This window comes from uncultured Comamonas sp. (assembly GCF_964277875.1).
Classification (GTDB): domain Bacteria; phylum Pseudomonadota; class Gammaproteobacteria; order Burkholderiales; family Burkholderiaceae_C; genus Comamonas; species Comamonas sediminis.
Window position 1 is genome coordinate 13,734 of sequence record NZ_CAXYJV010000045.1, and the last position, 14,695, is coordinate 28,428.

General features: G+C 63.8%; 14 protein-coding genes. 8 read left to right on the forward strand and 6 right to left on the reverse strand.

Going from position 1 to position 14,695, the window contains the following annotated elements; genetic code table 11:
* Nucleotides 1-51: 51 nt before the first annotated feature.
* Genes ACHWUQ_RS18490 through ACHWUQ_RS18505 form a run of 4 tightly spaced genes read right to left on the reverse strand, consistent with a single transcriptional unit; the run spans nucleotide 52 to nucleotide 3,911 of the window.
* On the reverse strand, nucleotides 52-756 hold the full coding sequence (locus tag ACHWUQ_RS18490; protein ID WP_312416716.1) for an SPOR domain-containing protein: 705 nt from the start codon (nucleotides 754-756) through the stop codon (nucleotides 52-54).
* A gap of 26 nt (nucleotides 757-782) precedes the next feature.
* Nucleotides 783-2,492, reverse strand: coding sequence for an arginine--tRNA ligase (gene argS, locus ACHWUQ_RS18495; protein WP_394682025.1), 1,710 nt, complete (start codon nucleotides 2,490-2,492; stop codon nucleotides 783-785).
* A gap of 41 nt (nucleotides 2,493-2,533) precedes the next feature.
* Nucleotides 2,534-2,980 (reverse strand): DUF2214 family protein, encoded by a 447-nt coding sequence (locus tag ACHWUQ_RS18500; RefSeq protein ID WP_239810448.1) that lies wholly within the window; start codon nucleotides 2,978-2,980, stop codon nucleotides 2,534-2,536.
* A 4-nt stretch (nucleotides 2,981-2,984) separates the two neighbouring features.
* Nucleotides 2,985-3,911 carry a LysR family transcriptional regulator gene (locus tag ACHWUQ_RS18505; protein WP_239810447.1) on the reverse strand — a complete coding sequence of 309 codons (927 nt, stop codon included), beginning with the start codon at nucleotides 3,909-3,911 and terminating at the stop codon, nucleotides 2,985-2,987.
* A 164-nt stretch (nucleotides 3,912-4,075) separates the two neighbouring features.
* Here ACHWUQ_RS18505 and ACHWUQ_RS18510 point away from each other — a divergent pair, with 164 nt between their 5' ends.
* Nucleotides 4,076-5,326, forward strand: a complete 1,251-nt coding sequence (locus tag ACHWUQ_RS18510) for an ATP-binding protein (RefSeq protein WP_373450806.1) — start codon at nucleotides 4,076-4,078, stop codon at nucleotides 5,324-5,326.
* A gap of 95 nt (nucleotides 5,327-5,421) precedes the next feature.
* Nucleotides 5,422-6,108, forward strand: coding sequence for a response regulator transcription factor (locus ACHWUQ_RS18515; RefSeq protein ID WP_239810445.1), 687 nt, complete (start codon nucleotides 5,422-5,424; stop codon nucleotides 6,106-6,108).
* Nucleotides 6,109-6,204: 96 nt separating this feature from the next.
* On the opposite strand, the gene ACHWUQ_RS18520 is transcribed toward ACHWUQ_RS18515, so the two are convergent.
* The gene (locus ACHWUQ_RS18520) at nucleotides 6,205-6,564 is read right to left on the reverse strand and encodes a hypothetical protein (RefSeq protein WP_239810444.1); all 360 of its coding nucleotides are present in this window, start codon (nucleotides 6,562-6,564) and stop codon (nucleotides 6,205-6,207) included.
* 343 nt (nucleotides 6,565-6,907) lie between these two features.
* Nucleotides 6,908-7,267: a hypothetical protein gene (locus ACHWUQ_RS18525; protein ID WP_239810443.1), complete on the reverse strand. Its 360-nt coding sequence runs from the start codon at nucleotides 7,265-7,267 to the stop codon at nucleotides 6,908-6,910.
* Between the two features lie 423 nt (nucleotides 7,268-7,690).
* On the opposite strand from ACHWUQ_RS18525, the gene ACHWUQ_RS18530 reads away from it, so the two are divergent.
* The 6 genes from ACHWUQ_RS18530 to ACHWUQ_RS18555 all read left to right on the forward strand — a co-directional run bounded on the left by ACHWUQ_RS18530 (nucleotide 7,691) and on the right by ACHWUQ_RS18555 (nucleotide 14,695).
* A complete protein-coding gene (locus tag ACHWUQ_RS18530) occupies nucleotides 7,691-9,883 on the forward strand; it encodes a malate synthase G (RefSeq protein ID WP_394682026.1) in 2,193 nt (730 codons plus the stop codon).
* A gap of 440 nt (nucleotides 9,884-10,323) precedes the next feature.
* Nucleotides 10,324-10,737 carry a hypothetical protein gene (locus ACHWUQ_RS18535; RefSeq protein WP_239810441.1) on the forward strand — a complete coding sequence of 138 codons (414 nt, stop codon included), beginning with the start codon at nucleotides 10,324-10,326 and terminating at the stop codon, nucleotides 10,735-10,737.
* Between the two features lie 117 nt (nucleotides 10,738-10,854).
* Nucleotides 10,855-11,154 (forward strand): hypothetical protein, encoded by a 300-nt coding sequence (locus ACHWUQ_RS18540; RefSeq protein ID WP_239810440.1) that lies wholly within the window; start codon nucleotides 10,855-10,857, stop codon nucleotides 11,152-11,154.
* 161 nt (nucleotides 11,155-11,315) lie between these two features.
* A complete protein-coding gene (locus ACHWUQ_RS18545; RefSeq protein ID WP_239810439.1) occupies nucleotides 11,316-11,651 on the forward strand; it encodes a hypothetical protein in 336 nt (111 codons plus the stop codon).
* A gap of 144 nt (nucleotides 11,652-11,795) precedes the next feature.
* Nucleotides 11,796-13,460, forward strand: a complete 1,665-nt coding sequence (locus ACHWUQ_RS18550; RefSeq protein WP_239810438.1) for a DUF4384 domain-containing protein — start codon at nucleotides 11,796-11,798, stop codon at nucleotides 13,458-13,460.
* The gene (locus ACHWUQ_RS18555; RefSeq protein WP_369460943.1) at nucleotides 13,457-14,695 is read left to right on the forward strand and encodes a tetratricopeptide repeat protein; all 1,239 of its coding nucleotides are present in this window, start codon (nucleotides 13,457-13,459) and stop codon (nucleotides 14,693-14,695) included. Before ACHWUQ_RS18550 ends, ACHWUQ_RS18555 begins: the two co-directional genes overlap by 4 nt.

Consider the following 14,695-nt stretch of genomic DNA (forward strand, 5'->3'; position numbering starts at 1 on the left):
GTTAACTCCAGTGACAAGTTGCGGTTAGGAGTGCCCGGCACCGCCAAAAGTTCAACGCTGCACGCGGACGATCTGCGCATCGACGCCAGCGCCATCGAGCTTGCCTTTGAGGCCATCGGCATCATCGCGCTTGTTGAAGGGTCCCACGCGCACCCGGTATACCGTGCGGCCATTGACCTCACGCTCGCTCACCCTGGCTTCCCAACCCATCATTGCCAGTTTGGCGCGCTGCGCATCGCCATCGGACTGGGTGCGGAACGCACCGGCCTGCACGAAGTATTGGAAGCCATCGGTGCCATCCGCACTGCGCGCCTTGGCCAGGTCTCCCAGCGGATCGGCGCCCTGGCCGGCCTTGGGATCGAGCTTGGCCACCTGTGTCTTGTCTGCCGGCTTGTCAGCGGGCTTGCTGGCATCCGGCAGCACCACTTCGGGTTTGGCGGGTTTGGCCTCGACCGGCGGGGTGGCGTTGTCGGCCACCGTGCGCGGTGGCTCGGGTACCACCACCCCCTGCGCAGCCGGTGCCACCGCAGCCGGCGCACGCGCAGGGTTCTTGCCGTACAGCGGCGAGTTCGGGTCCCAGTTCTGGTTACGCTGAGCCTCGGCCTTGTCCTTGGCTTCGCCCTTGACGCCACCTTTGTTGACAAACGGCACCGGCACATTGGTGACGTACACGGCGACGGCCAACGCCGCGCCCACGCCCACCAGCAGCCCCAGGATCAGGCCCAGGATGGTTCCACCACGTTGATGTCGTCGCATTGCAGTTATTACCTTTTCTCGCAAAATCACATGCGTTCCGGGGCACTGACGCCCAGCACGGCCAGGCCGTTGCGCAGCACTTGGGCTACCGCTGCCACCAAGGCCAGACGGGCCAATTTGGTGGCTTCGTCGTCGACCAGGATACGCTCTGCATCATAGTAGCTGTGGTAGGCCGAAGCCAGGTCACGCAGGTAGAACGTAACATCATGCGGCGCATTGCCATCGGCAGCATTGGTCAGCATCTCGGGATACTGGGCCAGCATCTGCATCAAGGCCTGGGCCTGGGGGCCTTGCAGCGCGCCCAGGTCGATGCCCGCCAGCGCAGGCAGGCCGGCGCCGCCCTGCTCCTGCCAGCCGCGCAGCACTGAGCAGATGCGCGCATGGGCGTACTGCACGTAGAACACCGGGTTGTCGTTGTTCTGGGCCACGGCCAGATCGACGTCGAAGGTGTATTCGGTATCGGGCTTGCGCGACAGCAGGAAGAAGCGCACCGCATCCTTGCTGGTCCACTCGATCAGGTCGCGCAATGTCACATAGCTGCCTGCGCGCTTGCTGATCTTGACTTCCTCGCCGCCACGCACCACGCGCACCATCGTGTGCAGCACGTAGTCAGGGTAGCCCTGGGGGATGCCGACGTTGACCGCCTGCAGGCCGGCACGCACGCGGGCAATGGTGCCGTGGTGGTCCGTGCCCTGGATGTTGACGGCCTTGCCGTAGCCGCGCAGGAACTTTTGCGTGTGGTAGGCCACATCGGGCAGAAAGTAGGTGTAGGTGCCGTCGGACTTGCGCATCACGCGGTCCTTGTCGTCACCGAAGTCGGTGGTGCGCAGCCACAGCGCGCCATCCTGCTCATAGGTATGGCCGCTGGCGATCAGGCGCTGGACGGTCTCGTCCACATGGCCATTCTGGTACAGGCTCGATTCGAGGTAGTACTCGTCGAACTTGAGGTTGAAGGCCTGCAGGTCCTTGTCCTGCTCGTTACGCAGGTAGGCGACCGCAAAGTTGCGGATGTTGTCGTAGTCTTCGACATCGCCATTGGCGGTGAACTCGCGGTCATCGGCCTTGATGGTCTGCTTGGCAAGGAAGGCCTGCGCGATATCGCCGATATAGTCGCCGTTGTAGAAGTTCTTGGCCAGCGGGTTGTCGCTGTCGGTGGGCCAGCAATCGTCACCGGGTTTGAAGCCCTTGGCACGCAGCTGGGTGCTCTTGGTCAGGGTGTCGATCTGCACACCCGCGTCGTTGTAGTAGAACTCGCGGTGCACGGACCAGCCCTGGCTGGCATAGAGGTTGCAGATGGCATCACCCAGTGCGGCCTGGCGGCCGTGGCCCACGTGCAGCGGGCCGGTGGGGTTGGCCGAGACGAACTCGACGATGATCTTTTCATCGCGCTGCGGCTGCATGCCAAAGCGCTCGCCCTGGGACAGCGCCTCCTGCACCACCTGCTGCTTGGCAGCGGGCTTGAGGCGCAGGTTCAAAAAGCCGGGGCCAGCGATCTCGATGGCATCCACCCATTGCGCAAACGCGGGCGTGGCTTCCAGCGCGGCCTTGAGCTGCTCGCCCAGTGCGCGGGGGTTGGCCTTGAGTGGCTTGGCCAGCTGCATCGCGGCGGTCACCGCATAGTCACCATGCGCGGCCACCTTGGGCGTTTCAAAGGCCGCGCGGCTACCTGCGCCAGGCGACAATTTCTCGAGCTCGGCAGCAAGCACTGCGAGCAAATCTTTTTTGACTTGCAACATATTTGAAACTTAGACGAAGCAGTTACCAGCGCTGGGCCGGTTTACCAGCCCCGGGCATAAAACACGGCGACGGCGGCGATCACGGGAATCAGGTGGGCTTGCCACATGACCCATTTGCGCGTGGCGCGCACCTCGGCGTCCCCAGGCAAAGCGCCATTGTCGCGCAATTGCCGTAACCAGCGGCGGAACACGGCTGTCGGCTTGAACGACAGCACCACGCCGACGACGACCAGGGTCATCTTCAGGTGGAACAGCGGCTGGCTGACATACCAGGTCACCCCCTTGGCCCCCAGAAACAGGCGCAGCAGGCCGGTGGCCAGCACCGCCAGCGCGGCAAAGGCGTAGACCAGATCGAGGCGCGCCAGGCGCTGCACGACGGCCGCATTCATCCACTCACCCCGGCACAGCGCCGCCTCGCTGGAGAGAAAAACCACCATGGTCAACAAGGCCAGCAGGTGCAGACAGGCCAGAACAGCTTCCAAAGTCATCGTGTTACTCCATCTTCTTCCAAAAATCGGCACGTTCGTAGTGCTGCTTGACGAAATCGATCCATAAGCGCACCCGCAGCGGCAGGTGCTTGCGCTGCTGGAACATCACATAAATGCCATTCGGAGGTGCGGCAAAGTCCTCCAGCACCTCCACCAGGCGGCCGGCGGCGATCTCCGCCTCGACCTCCCAGGTACTGCGCCAGGCAATGCCCCAGCCTTGCTGGCACCAGTCATGCAACACCTGGCCGTCCGAGCAATCGAGCGGCCCGCCGGGCTTGAGGTAGACCACCTCGCTGCCGCCCGCCGCAGCCGGCATGCGAAAAGCCCATCCCCGCGTCTGCGAGGCCTCGCTCGACAGGGTCAGGCAGTCATGCTGGTTCAGTTCGCTGGGGTGGCGGGGAATGCCACGGCGGCGCAGGTACTCAGGGGTCGCCACGCACAGGCGCCGGTTGTCCGCCACGCGCACGCTCACCAGCGACGAGTCGGGCAGATCGCCCACGCGGATCGCGCAGTCATAGCCCTCGCCGGCCAGGTCCACCAGCCGGTCACTCAGGTTCAGCGAGATGGTGACCTCGGGATGGCGCGCATGGTAGAGCGGCAGCAGCGGCGCGACATGGCGCCGCCCAAAGCCGGCTGGCGCGGTCACGCGCAGATGCCCGGTGGCCTTGATGCCGCCGGCGCTGACGCTGGCCTCGACACTGGCCAGCTCGGCCAGCAGGCGCTGGCAGTCTTCGAGAAAGGCCGCGCCCTCGTAGGTCAAGGTCAGCTTGCGGGTGGTGCGCACGAGCAGCTTGACGCCCAGGCGCTCCTCCAGCGCATCGAGCCGGCGGCCCATGATGGCCGGGGCCACGCCTTCGGCCTTGGCAGCCGCCGTGAGGCTGCCGCGCGAGGCGATGGCGACAAATGATTCGAGCTGCTTGAGGCGATCCATACCAGAACACAGAAAATATGCAAAGCCTGCCGGCCCGCGCTTGAGCGACGCGCTGGCTGGGCCACCGCCTATTATCATCGGGGCTCCGGCCTGGCGGGCGCATGAAAGCGCACATCCCGCTGCGACATCATTGACAGCCGCTCTTTTCCTGCGCCCCCGCTCCTATGCCGCTTGCTTCAACGCCGCCTTCCAGCACCCCGTCCAGCGCCGACACCCTCTGGTATGCCCCGGCGCAGCTGCTGCGCCTGTTTGGCAGCAGCCCCGTGGCGATGGCGTACTGGGGGCGCGACCAGCGCCTGCGCCTGGCCTCGCCGCAATGGTGCGAATGGTTTGGCGTGCCCAGCACCGGCATCGCCGGCCAGCTGCTGGGCGAGGCGCTGCCCCCCGCCTTTGCACTGCAGCACCAGGAGGCCCTGCAGGCTGCCGCGCAAGGCCAGCGCCAGCAGTTCGACACGTGCAAGACCGATGCCCATGGCCAGCTCGCCTGGCGCCGTGTCAGTCTTTCGCCCCACCTCTGGCCTGGGTCTGCAGGCAGCAAAAGCGCCCAGGGCGTGCTGATGCTGATGCAGGACTGCAGCGCTGAATACGCCAATGCGGCGCAGGCCGATGCGCTGCGCGCTCAGCTGGCCGCGCTGTCATCCACCAATCCCGAACGCAGCGAAGAGAAGGGCGAGTTGCTGAAAATGCGCACCTTGCTGGACTGGCGCACCGCGATGCTGGCCGAGCACAGCGAGATGCTGCAGCTGCTGTCGCATGAGATCCGCCAGCCGCTGAACAATGCCTCGGCCGCGATGCAGGCCACCATGTCCGCCATTGCCGACCTGCAACTGGCCCAGACCACGCCGGCCACCAAGGCCCTGCTGCGCGCCGAGCATGTGCTGCAGCAGGTCATCGGCACCCTGGACAACACCCTGGCTGCCGGCACCATCCTGGCCGTCGGCGGGCGTGCCGGCGCATCCTCCGATACCGATCTGCCCACCCTGGTCAACCTGGTGCTGCACGATATCGCCGCCGATGCCCGTCCCCGCATCCAGGTGGTCTGGGACGCCGAGGCACGCACCGTACAGCTGCACCCGGCGCTGATGCGGCTGACCATTCGCAACCTGCTCAACAACGCGCTCAACTACGCCCCTGCAGACAGCCCGGTGCTGCTGCGCCTGGCCGATTCGGACGACCCGCTGGCGCTGATCATCGAGGTGATCGACGAAGGCCCGGGCATTCCCGATAGCCTGCGTCCCCGCCTGTTCGAAAAGGGTACGCGTGGCAGTGACCATCGCCACCGCGCCGGCGCCGGCCTGGGGCTGTTCATCGTGCGCTCGGTGGTGCAACTGCACCAGGGCACCGTCCAGGCCTTGCCGCGCCAGCCAAACGGCACCATCATGCGCATGGAGTTGCCCCAAGGGCTGGACGACTAGCCAGCACAGCGATGACCGCAACACCCTGCCCCTGCTGAAGTTGGTTCTCGCTTCCCAGGCCTTTACACCGACAGTATTCTTTCAACCGATACACCATGCTTCCCGCCACGCTCGCCCTGGTCGACGACGACCCCGAATACAGCGAATTTCTGGCCCAGCACCTGCGCAACCAGGGCGTCCAGGTGCAGGTCTACAACGACAGCAGCGACCTGCTGGCCGACATCGAGCCCTACCGCTTCGACTTCTATGTGCTGGATTTGATGCTGCCCGGCGTCAATGGCACCGAGCTGCTGCGCATTCTGCGCAAGCGCAGCCAGGCGGGTGTGCTGATCGTCTCGGGCCGGCTGGGCCCCGAAGTGTTTGGCGAAGTCATCCATGCCGGCGCCGATATGTACCTGACCAAGCCGGTGACTTTCGAGCAGGTGGAGCTGGCCGTGCGCGCCGTACACCGCCGCATCATGACCACCGCCCAGGTGGCAACAGCCTGGAAGCTCGACAGCCACCGCAGCATCCTGATGACGCCCGATGGCCAGAGCGTCGAGCTGAGCCCCACCGACCTGATGCTGATGCAGTGCTTTCTCAAGGCCCAGGGCGCCGTCGTCGGCCGGGACCAGATCCGGGAGCTGCTGGGCTATCCGACGGCGAGCGACTCCGACAACAGTCTGCATGCCACGATCTACCGCCTGCGCCGCCGCATCGAAAAGGCCACGCCGCTGGCCGTGCCGCTGCAGTCACAGCAGAAAGTGGGCTACCAGTTCCGCGCGCCGCTGGTGTCCGCCTGACACGCAGCAAAACCGCTACCTGCTTCGGTTGCGCTGGAATACGCGCGAAAAAAAGCGGGCCCATCAGGCCCGCCCAGTGATCGCGGCAACGCGCAATCACATGCTCATGTTCGATTCCACATCCGCCACCTTGCGGCGCGCCAGCGCCAGGTTGGAGCGGGATTTGTCCAGCACGTAATAGACGAAGATGCCGGACAGCCGCTGAGAGGGGCGAATGATGTGGTACTGCTTGCCCAGGGTGATGAGGATGTCGTCGATGTTGTCGTTCAGACCCAGGGCTTTCATCGTCTTCATCTTCGCGCGCACCACTTCGGTGTTGCCGGCCGCTGCCAGCTCCATGTCCACGCCAGTGCCTACGCTGCCCAGCATCATGCCGCTGCTGTAGTCCACCACAGCAGCGCACAGGGCGCCGTCCATCGACATCAAATCGTTCAAGCTGTCGTTCAGATTTGCCATAACCACTCCAATCTATGTGATCTAGATCAACCACTGCTACCTTATAAAGGTATAGATGATTCTAATAAGTCACTTCTGATTCGAGCAATCATCTGCTGTGCACCGCTGTCACGGATGCCGTAGTCCCCGCGCAGGCCTGTGCTAATTAGATAGCAGCAGCCCTTGGACTGGCTTGCATCCATCCGCAAAACAGCGCCTGGGAACTGCAAGCAGGATTCGTAACAAACCGTGTGTTATTTGCGACGGCCTGCAGTCAACGCTGGCCCCGCGCCCGTGGAGAGGGCCGCGGAAGCCATCTGCAAGCTTATCGGCACCCGGAGCTGGCAATGGCGCCAGCCCGCCATTACATGGTGATGCCGGCTTCGACGTCGGTGACCTTGCGGCGTGCCAATGCCAGGTTGGCGCGCTTGTTGTCGAGCACGTAGTACACGAAGATGCCAGCCAGGCGCGAGCAGGGGCGAATGATGTGGTATTGCTTGCCCAAGGTGATGAGGATGTCATCAATGTTCTCATTGAGGCCCAGCGCCTTGATGGTCTTCATCTTGGCACGCACCACTTCGGTGTTGCCGGCAGCCGCCAGCTCCATGTCCACGCCCGTGCCGGCGCTCGCCAGCATCATGCCGCTGTTGTAGTCCACCACGGCTGCACACAGCGCGCCTTCCAGAGACATCAGATCATTCAAGCTGTCGGTCAAGTTCGCCATGAAACACACTCCTGAAAAAGACGAAGGCGCGTGGGAAATTACCGCCTTTCGATAAAAATGATTGTATCTGATCATTTCTGACGTGTATCAATCTTTGGGCGCATTTTCTGACGGCCTGCTACTTTTCGGCAACAACTGTGCTAATGGACGCTGAGCGCCAGGATGCCCGCCCGCGCAGACCACCCCAAGCCCCGCCCACACCATCTGAGACATAAATAAAGCAGATCATTTCATGCAATCCATCAAAGCCTTGGGCCGGACACGGCGGTAGCAGTGTTCGATTACATCCAAAAAAGTCATATATCAAAGTGTTTTTAATGGATTGATTGCGCTATGGGGTATGGAATAAAGTGTGCTGATGCTGCCCGAGGGCCTTGCGCTCCTGGGGCGACCGCAGTTGATATGTATTGAAAGGTAGACACCATGACTGAACGCACCACCGTCCACGGCCTGCAAGTGGCCCAGACTCTGTATGACTTTGTGAACACCCAGGTGCTGCCAGGCACCGGCGTGGAGCCCGCTGCGTTCTGGCAAGGTTTCGATGCCATCGTCTCCGACCTGGCGCCCAAGAACGCTGCGCTGCTGGCCGAGCGTGACCGCCTGCAGACCGAGCTAAACCACTGGCACAAGGCCCACCCCGGCCCGATCACCGACATGCCGGCCTACCGCCAGTTTCTGACCCAGATCGGCTACCTGGTCGAACAGCCCCAGGACGTGAAGGCCAGCACCGAGAACGTGGACTCCGAGCTGGCCGTGCAAGCCGGCCCCCAGCTGGTGGTGCCCATTCTCAATGCCCGCTACGCGCTCAATGCAGCCAACGCCCGCTGGGGCTCGCTGTACGACGCGCTCTATGGCACCGATGTGATCAGCGAAGACGGTGGCGCAGAAAAGGGCAAGGGCTACAACCCTGTGCGCGGCGCCAAGGTCGTCGCCTATGCGCGCCAGTTCCTCGACCAGGCCGCGCCACTGGCCCAGGGCTCGCATGCCGATGCCACCGGCTACGCCGTTGAAGGCGGCCAACTGGCGGTCTCTCTCAAGGACGGCAGCAAGACCGGCCTGCAGGATGCCGCCAAGTTTGTCGGCTACCAAGGCGATGCGGCAGCGCCCCAGTCGGTGCTGTTGAAGAACCATGGCCTGCATATCGACATCATCATCAACAAGGCCACCCCCATCGGCAGCAGCGACGCCGCCGGCGTCTCCGACGTGGTCGTCGAAGCTGCGCTGTCGACCATTCTGGACCTGGAAGACTCCGTCGCCGCCGTGGATGCGGAAGACAAGGTCAACGGCTATGCCAACTGGCTGGGCATTCTCAAAGGCACCTTGACCGAATCCTTCGACAAGGGCGGCAAGACGGTGACCCGTGGCCTTAACGCCGACCGCGAATACAAGGCGGCCAACGGCGACAGCCTCAAGCTCCATGGCCGCTCGCTGATGTTCCTGCGCAATGTCGGCCACTTGATGACCAACCCGGCCATCCTCTGGGGTGCAGACAAGCAAGAGATTCCTGAAGGCATCATGGACGCGGTGGTGACCACCGCCATTGCGATGCACGATCTGCAGGGCAAGGGTGCGCACGGCATCCGCAACAGCCGCACCGGCAGTGTCTACATCGTCAAGCCCAAGATGCATGGCCCCGCCGAAGCAGCCTTTGCCAATGAGCTGTTCGGCCGCGTCGAGCAGATGCTGGGCCTGCCCGCCAACACCGTCAAGCTGGGCATCATGGACGAAGAGCGCCGCACCACGGTGAACCTGAAGGCCGCGATTGCTGCAGCGCCTGCGCGCGTGGCGTTCATCAACACCGGCTTCCTGGACCGCACTGGCGACGAAATGCATACCGCGATGTACGCCGGCCCGATGGTGCGCAAGGCCGACATGAAAACCTGCGCCTGGCTGCCCGCCTACGAAAAGAGCAATGTGCTGGTGGGCCTGACGATGGGCCTGCGCGGCCGCGCCCAGATCGGCAAGGGCATGTGGGCCATGCCTGATCTGATGAAGGCCATGCTGGAGCAGAAGATTGCCCAGCCCAAGGCCGGTGCCAACACCGCCTGGGTGCCCTCGCCCACCGGCGCCACCCTGCATGCACTGCACTACCACCAGGTCAATGTGGCCGAGGTGCAAAAGGAGCTGGAAAAGACCAGCGCCGACGCCGAGCGCGACAACCTGCTCAATGCCATCCTGCAGGTGCCTGTGGCCGCCAACCCGAACTGGAGCGATGCCGAGAAGCAGCAGGAAGTGGACAACAACGTGCAGGGCATCCTCGGCTATGTGGTGCGCTGGATCGACCAGGGCGTGGGCTGCTCCAAGGTGCCCGACATCCACAACGTGGGCCTGATGGAAGACCGCGCCACCTTGCGCATCTCCAGCCAGCACATCGCCAACTGGCTGCAGCACGGCATCGTGACCGAGGCGATGGTGCGCGACAGCTTCGCCCGCATGGCCCAGGTCGTCGATGGCCAGAACGCTGGCGATGCGGCTTACAAGAGCTTGGTGGCTAACCCCCAAGGCGCTGCCTTCCAGGCCGCACTGGACCTGGTGTTCAAGGGCAAGGAGCAACCCTCGGGCTACACCGAGCCGCTGCTGCACGCCTGGCGCCTGAAGGTCAAGGCCGGTGCCTGAGCGGTCACCTGGCCGGGGCAGGGCTGCGTGCCCTGCCTTCGGTCACTAATCAGGGTAAATACTAGGAGCAGCCCAGGGGGCTGCTTTTTTTATAGCGCCTAAGCTAATCCTTTTCAGAGCCTGCCCGGTTTGGGCAGGCTTTTTTACTTATTCGTAAAAACAAAGCTCAAAAGTAAAGCAAGTTGCCAATTTGCAGATCTTTGTAAAGAAACCCTGGAAGGATCGACTCGGTCTATGAGTCTATATGTAATCTGGTTGTTACGACCATATTGATTTTCTATAGGCATCATCTAAAAATCAAATTCATCTGCTACTAAATATTTCTTGTGTCATGAAATATTCATGATTCACCCGGTTTCAACTCGTCATTTCTGCGCGCCCGACTGCAGTTAAAAACACGCCTTAGCAAGTTTTCGTCTATCGGCAAGGAGTAACTGACCATGGGCCATCAATCCATCACACGCACTGCGCAGGCATGGGTCCGCGCACTGGCACCGCAGCGGCATTTGCTGCTGTGCGTGGGCTGGGGGCTGAGCGCCTCGGTATTCGCCCAGAACAACCAGCAGGTGGTGGTCAATGGCGGCATCGTCAATATCTCCGGCCCGGCAGCCCATGCGGTGATGAATATCTCGTCCAACAAGAACATCACCCATATCCGCGGCAACAACCAGGTGACTTCGGTCAATGGCGTGGTCGCGAACATGGCCAGTTTCGGGGCCTATAGCGAATTGAATATTGCGTCGCGCAACGGCGGCGTTGGCAGCGGCAGCCAGGTCGTCTCGGTCGGCGGGCCTGTGGTCAACCAGGCCACCGGCACTGGCATGCGCAGCGTAGTGAACATTGGCGGGCGGTAGCAGGGCGCCATGCGACCGCACGCCGGTGAACGGTTCGGTTTCTCCGCCACGGGGAGCTGACTGCAGAGGTGCATACCAAGAAGTGCACCATATTCTTTCAGTAACGAGGAGATTTTTATGAAGAAGTTTTTAGCAGTTCTGGTTTCGGTTTCCGCTATGGCCATGTCTGCGCAAGCGGAAGTGAAGATCAAGGGCAACAATGACCAGAAGGTCACCGTGAAAAACGGCGCAGTCGCCAATATGGCAATTGGCGCTGGTGCCACCGCCAAGCAGAATCTGGCCTCCAACAAGGGCAACGTCAATATCGGCGGCAATAACAAGCAGGAAGTCTCGGTCACCAACGGTGCTGTCGCCAATATGGCCATCGGCGCGATGACCAAGGCCGAGCAAAATCTGGCGTCCAACGACGGCAAGTAATCCCCTTTCCCACCTGCTGGCCACCGCATGCGCCCAAAGCCATACGCTGGTCAGCCCCTCAAAAAAAAGATCCTCTGCAGAGCCTTTGCCCCGGGAATGGATGCGGCCGCGTCCCCACCCTGGCAGAACGTTGTGCAGAGGGTCCCTCAAGGAGACTGCGCATGAAAGCCAGCTATGTCGGGGCCTGTGTCCTGGCCCTGTTATGCGCCGCCGCGCAGGCGCAGCAAAAACCGCCCGCCGGCCGCAGCGGCCTCGATCCGGCCTCGCGCAACAAGGTGAGCAACGCGATGGCCCGCAATTACCTGACGGAGCAGGATTCGCGATCGGCGATCGAGCGGGAAATGGTCACCGGCCCTTCGGGCAAGAACTGCAACACCAATGTGGGTGCCGCTCCGCAGATCCAGGAAGGCACTGCCGGGATCGGAAACCGGTATGGCGCAGGCAACGCCGACCAGGTCACCGTCGTGCGGGGCTCCGTGATCAACATCTGCAAATAAACACGAATAAACACGATGGCAGCCACGCCGGAGCGCCGGGCTCAGGCACATGCACTGCCGGGCCAGGGAGCCCGGCAGGGCGCTGGCCGCAGCGGCAGCAGCGCTGCGGATGCAGCTCCACCATCGCCATAAAGAATAAACACCATGCATCTTTCATCGATTCGCCGCCTGGCTGTGGCCCCTTGCGTGCTGGCCTTGTCGGCCTGCAGCATCCAGCCCACGTTGTCCGACCGCAAGGACATCATTGAAAAAGGCATCACCGAACAAGCGCCGCTGGTCACCCCGACCAAATCCGCATCGGCGATGCGCGAGGGCCTGGCCTGCATGGACCGCATGCTCGCGGCCGAGCAGGTGCCCTCGACGCTGGTGGCGGTCAAGAGCATTCCGGACCCGTCGGGCCTGTTCTCCACCGGCACCAAGGAGATGGTGATCACCGCCCTCTCGCGCATGTCGCGCACCAGCCAGGCTTTCCGCGTGGTGGACTATGAAGTCGATGCGCTCAAGCAGGACACCGTGCAGACGATGACCAGCCTGCTGCTCAACAACGGCCAGATCGAGCTGCGCAAGCCGCAGATCTATGTCTCGGGCGCCATCAGCTTTGGCGACAAGACGGTGGTCTCCAAGCGCAGCAGCCTGGGGGTCTCCACCGCCAATACCGACACCGGCTACAGCTGGGATCTGCTGGGCACCGTGGTGGGGCTGGATCTGCATCTGGGCGACATGAACTCCCGCACGCTCTACCCGGGTCTGGACTCGGCCAACGAGCTGGTCGTCGCCACCGGTGGCCGCTCGGTCGAGATCGGCGGCCGCGCCACCGGCCTGCCCAAGCACATCTACCGCCTGGGCGTTCAGTACGAAGTCGCCGCCGACGTGAACCAGGGCGCAGGCGCAGCGGTGCGCCTGCTGGTCGATCTGGCCACCATCGAGCTGGTGGGCAAATGGGCCAAGGTACCGTACTGGGAATGCATCGACTACGAGCAGAACCATCCCGAGTTCAAGCGCCAGATGCGCACCTGGTTTGATGAACAGGGCCCGGCCGACCGCATCAACCTGGCCCAGCGCGTGCTGCGGGCCGAAGGCGCCTGGAACGGCCCCATCGATGGCAACGACTCCACCGCACTGCGCAATGCGCTGGCGCTCTACCAGGCCTCGCTGGACCTGACCCCTGTGGGCACCGTCAACTTCGAGACCTACATGGGCCTGCTGCGCCTGTATGCCGGCATGTCGGCCGATGACAAGATCGCCTCCAGCTACTCGCCGCAAAGCGATGAACTCAAGCCGCGCCCCCACGGCCTGCCCGACAACGAGCCGACCAGCGATGCGCTGACCCTGTCGCTGCTCGGCCACAAGGAATTGGCATCGCAGCTGCCCATCGGCACCTCGGTGGTGCTGCGCGTGGCGCCCGCCCGCACCGGCTTCCTCTACTGCTACTACCAGGATGCCGCCCAGGTGGTCACCCAGGTCTATCCCAATCCGCAGCAGCAGGCCGTGGTGGCCCAGGGCCGCATCGGGCTGATGGTGCCCGATGTATCGCAGGCCAACTCCTTTCTGATCGAGACCGCCCGCCCCGGTGTGGAGCAGGTGTACTGCGCACAGACGGTGAAACCACTGACCGGCCGCGTGCCGGTGGCCCTCACCCAGGCCCAGCTCGCGCCGATCGAGGGCGTGACCAGCATCGAGGCGGTGCAGCAGCAGATTGCCGCACAGACCGGTGTCATCGCCCAGTCGCAGCTGCGCTGGGAAGTCGAAGGCCCCGTGGCTGCCGCCGCCACCCCGCCCGCCGCCGCACGCAGCGGCAAGAAGCCATGAGCCGCCTTGCAGCCACCGGCCGCCGTGCCGGCCTCGTGGCGCTGACCGGCAGCCTGCTGCTGCATGCCTGCGCCAGCTGGGCAGCGATTGTGCTGCCCTCGGCAGGTGCTGGCGATGCCGGCACGGCCGCCAGCAGCAGCGCTGCACCAGCAGCGCCTGCCGCGCCGGGCTCATCGATACGCGTGCCTGCCCCGCGCAGTGATGCCAGCCTGCAGGCGCTGCGCAGGCAGGCGCAGGAAGGCGAGGTCAGCGCCCAGTTCGAGCTGGGCATGTACTACTACCACAATGCCGGTCTGCCCCAAGCCGGTGCGCAGGCCCGCCAATGGCTGGGCCAGGCCGCAGCACAAGGCGATGCACGCGCGATGGCCGCGCTGGGCTACATGCTGGGTACGGGCACCGGCGGTGTGCGCGATGTGCCCGCTGGCCGCCAATGGCTGCAGCGCGCGGCCGATGCGCGCCTGGCGAAAGCCACCTACCTGCTGTCCCTGGTCGAGCGCCGGGTGACCGGCCCCAGGGCCATGCAGCAGTCGCGCCTGCTGTTGGAACAGGCTGCGCGCGATGGCGATGCCATGGCGCTCAACGACCTGGCCGTCGAGCGCGAGCTCGAAGGGCGCATGAACGAAGCCAAGGAGCTGTACGCCCAGGCGCAGGCCGGCGGCAGCCAGACGGCAGCACAGAACCTGGCCCGCATCGCCAGCTACCAGCGCGCCAGCACCTCCGAGCAATTGGGCCGCCTGCGTGCGCGCGCCGATGAAGGCAATGCCAATGCGCTGCTGGAGCTGGCCTACCGCTACCACCTGGGGCGCGGCGTGCAGCGCAATTTCGCCACCGCGATCCAGTACTACCGGCGCGCCGCCGATGCAGGCTCCCCCAAGGCGCGCGAGTTTCTGGCGCTGATCTTCAGCCGCAGCAACGAGAAGCAGCCGGTGATCGACGAAGCCTGGATGCAGGAGCTGGCCGCACGCATCAACGCCGTCGCCCTGCAGGTCGAGGAAAAGCACCCCAGCGCGCCGCCGGATCGCCCCCAGCGCGTGGCCGACCCGCTGGCGCAGCTGAGCCAGCAGCCCTTTGCCTGGCCAGAGCCGCCCGCTGCCGATGGTGATGCGGCGACGGATACCAACACACCGCCGCTCTCGCAGGAGCAGGTGGTGCCGAACGAGGAGCGTCCCGCTCCCGCGCATGCCCAAGGCATGCAGCCCTCCAACCTGAGTCACAACGCGCCGCTCACCGAGTAG

What these genes read in the sequence shown, in the direction of transcription:
- ACHWUQ_RS18490 (WP_312416716.1), bottom strand. Translation starts at nt 756, where the DNA reads ATGCGACGACATCAACGTGGTGGAACCATCCTGGGCCTGATCCTGGGG.
- argS (WP_394682025.1), bottom strand. Translation starts at nt 2,492, where the DNA reads ATGTTGCAAGTCAAAAAAGATTTGCTCGCAGTGCTTGCTGCCGAGCTC.
- ACHWUQ_RS18500 (WP_239810448.1), bottom strand. Translation starts at nt 2,980, where the DNA reads ATGACTTTGGAAGCTGTTCTGGCCTGTCTGCACCTGCTGGCCTTGTTG.
- ACHWUQ_RS18505 (WP_239810447.1), bottom strand. Translation starts at nt 3,911, where the DNA reads ATGGATCGCCTCAAGCAGCTCGAATCATTTGTCGCCATCGCCTCGCGC.
- ACHWUQ_RS18510 (WP_373450806.1), top strand. Translation starts at nt 4,076, where the DNA reads ATGCCGCTTGCTTCAACGCCGCCTTCCAGCACCCCGTCCAGCGCCGAC.
- ACHWUQ_RS18515 (WP_239810445.1), top strand. Translation starts at nt 5,422, where the DNA reads ATGCTTCCCGCCACGCTCGCCCTGGTCGACGACGACCCCGAATACAGC.
- ACHWUQ_RS18520 (WP_239810444.1), bottom strand. Translation starts at nt 6,564, where the DNA reads ATGGCAAATCTGAACGACAGCTTGAACGATTTGATGTCGATGGACGGC.
- ACHWUQ_RS18525 (WP_239810443.1), bottom strand. Translation starts at nt 7,267, where the DNA reads ATGGCGAACTTGACCGACAGCTTGAATGATCTGATGTCTCTGGAAGGC.
- ACHWUQ_RS18530 (WP_394682026.1), top strand. Translation starts at nt 7,691, where the DNA reads ATGACTGAACGCACCACCGTCCACGGCCTGCAAGTGGCCCAGACTCTG.
- ACHWUQ_RS18535 (WP_239810441.1), top strand. Translation starts at nt 10,324, where the DNA reads ATGGGCCATCAATCCATCACACGCACTGCGCAGGCATGGGTCCGCGCA.
- ACHWUQ_RS18540 (WP_239810440.1), top strand. Translation starts at nt 10,855, where the DNA reads ATGAAGAAGTTTTTAGCAGTTCTGGTTTCGGTTTCCGCTATGGCCATG.
- ACHWUQ_RS18545 (WP_239810439.1), top strand. Translation starts at nt 11,316, where the DNA reads ATGAAAGCCAGCTATGTCGGGGCCTGTGTCCTGGCCCTGTTATGCGCC.
- ACHWUQ_RS18550 (WP_239810438.1), top strand. Translation starts at nt 11,796, where the DNA reads ATGCATCTTTCATCGATTCGCCGCCTGGCTGTGGCCCCTTGCGTGCTG.
- ACHWUQ_RS18555 (WP_369460943.1), top strand. Translation starts at nt 13,457, where the DNA reads ATGAGCCGCCTTGCAGCCACCGGCCGCCGTGCCGGCCTCGTGGCGCTG.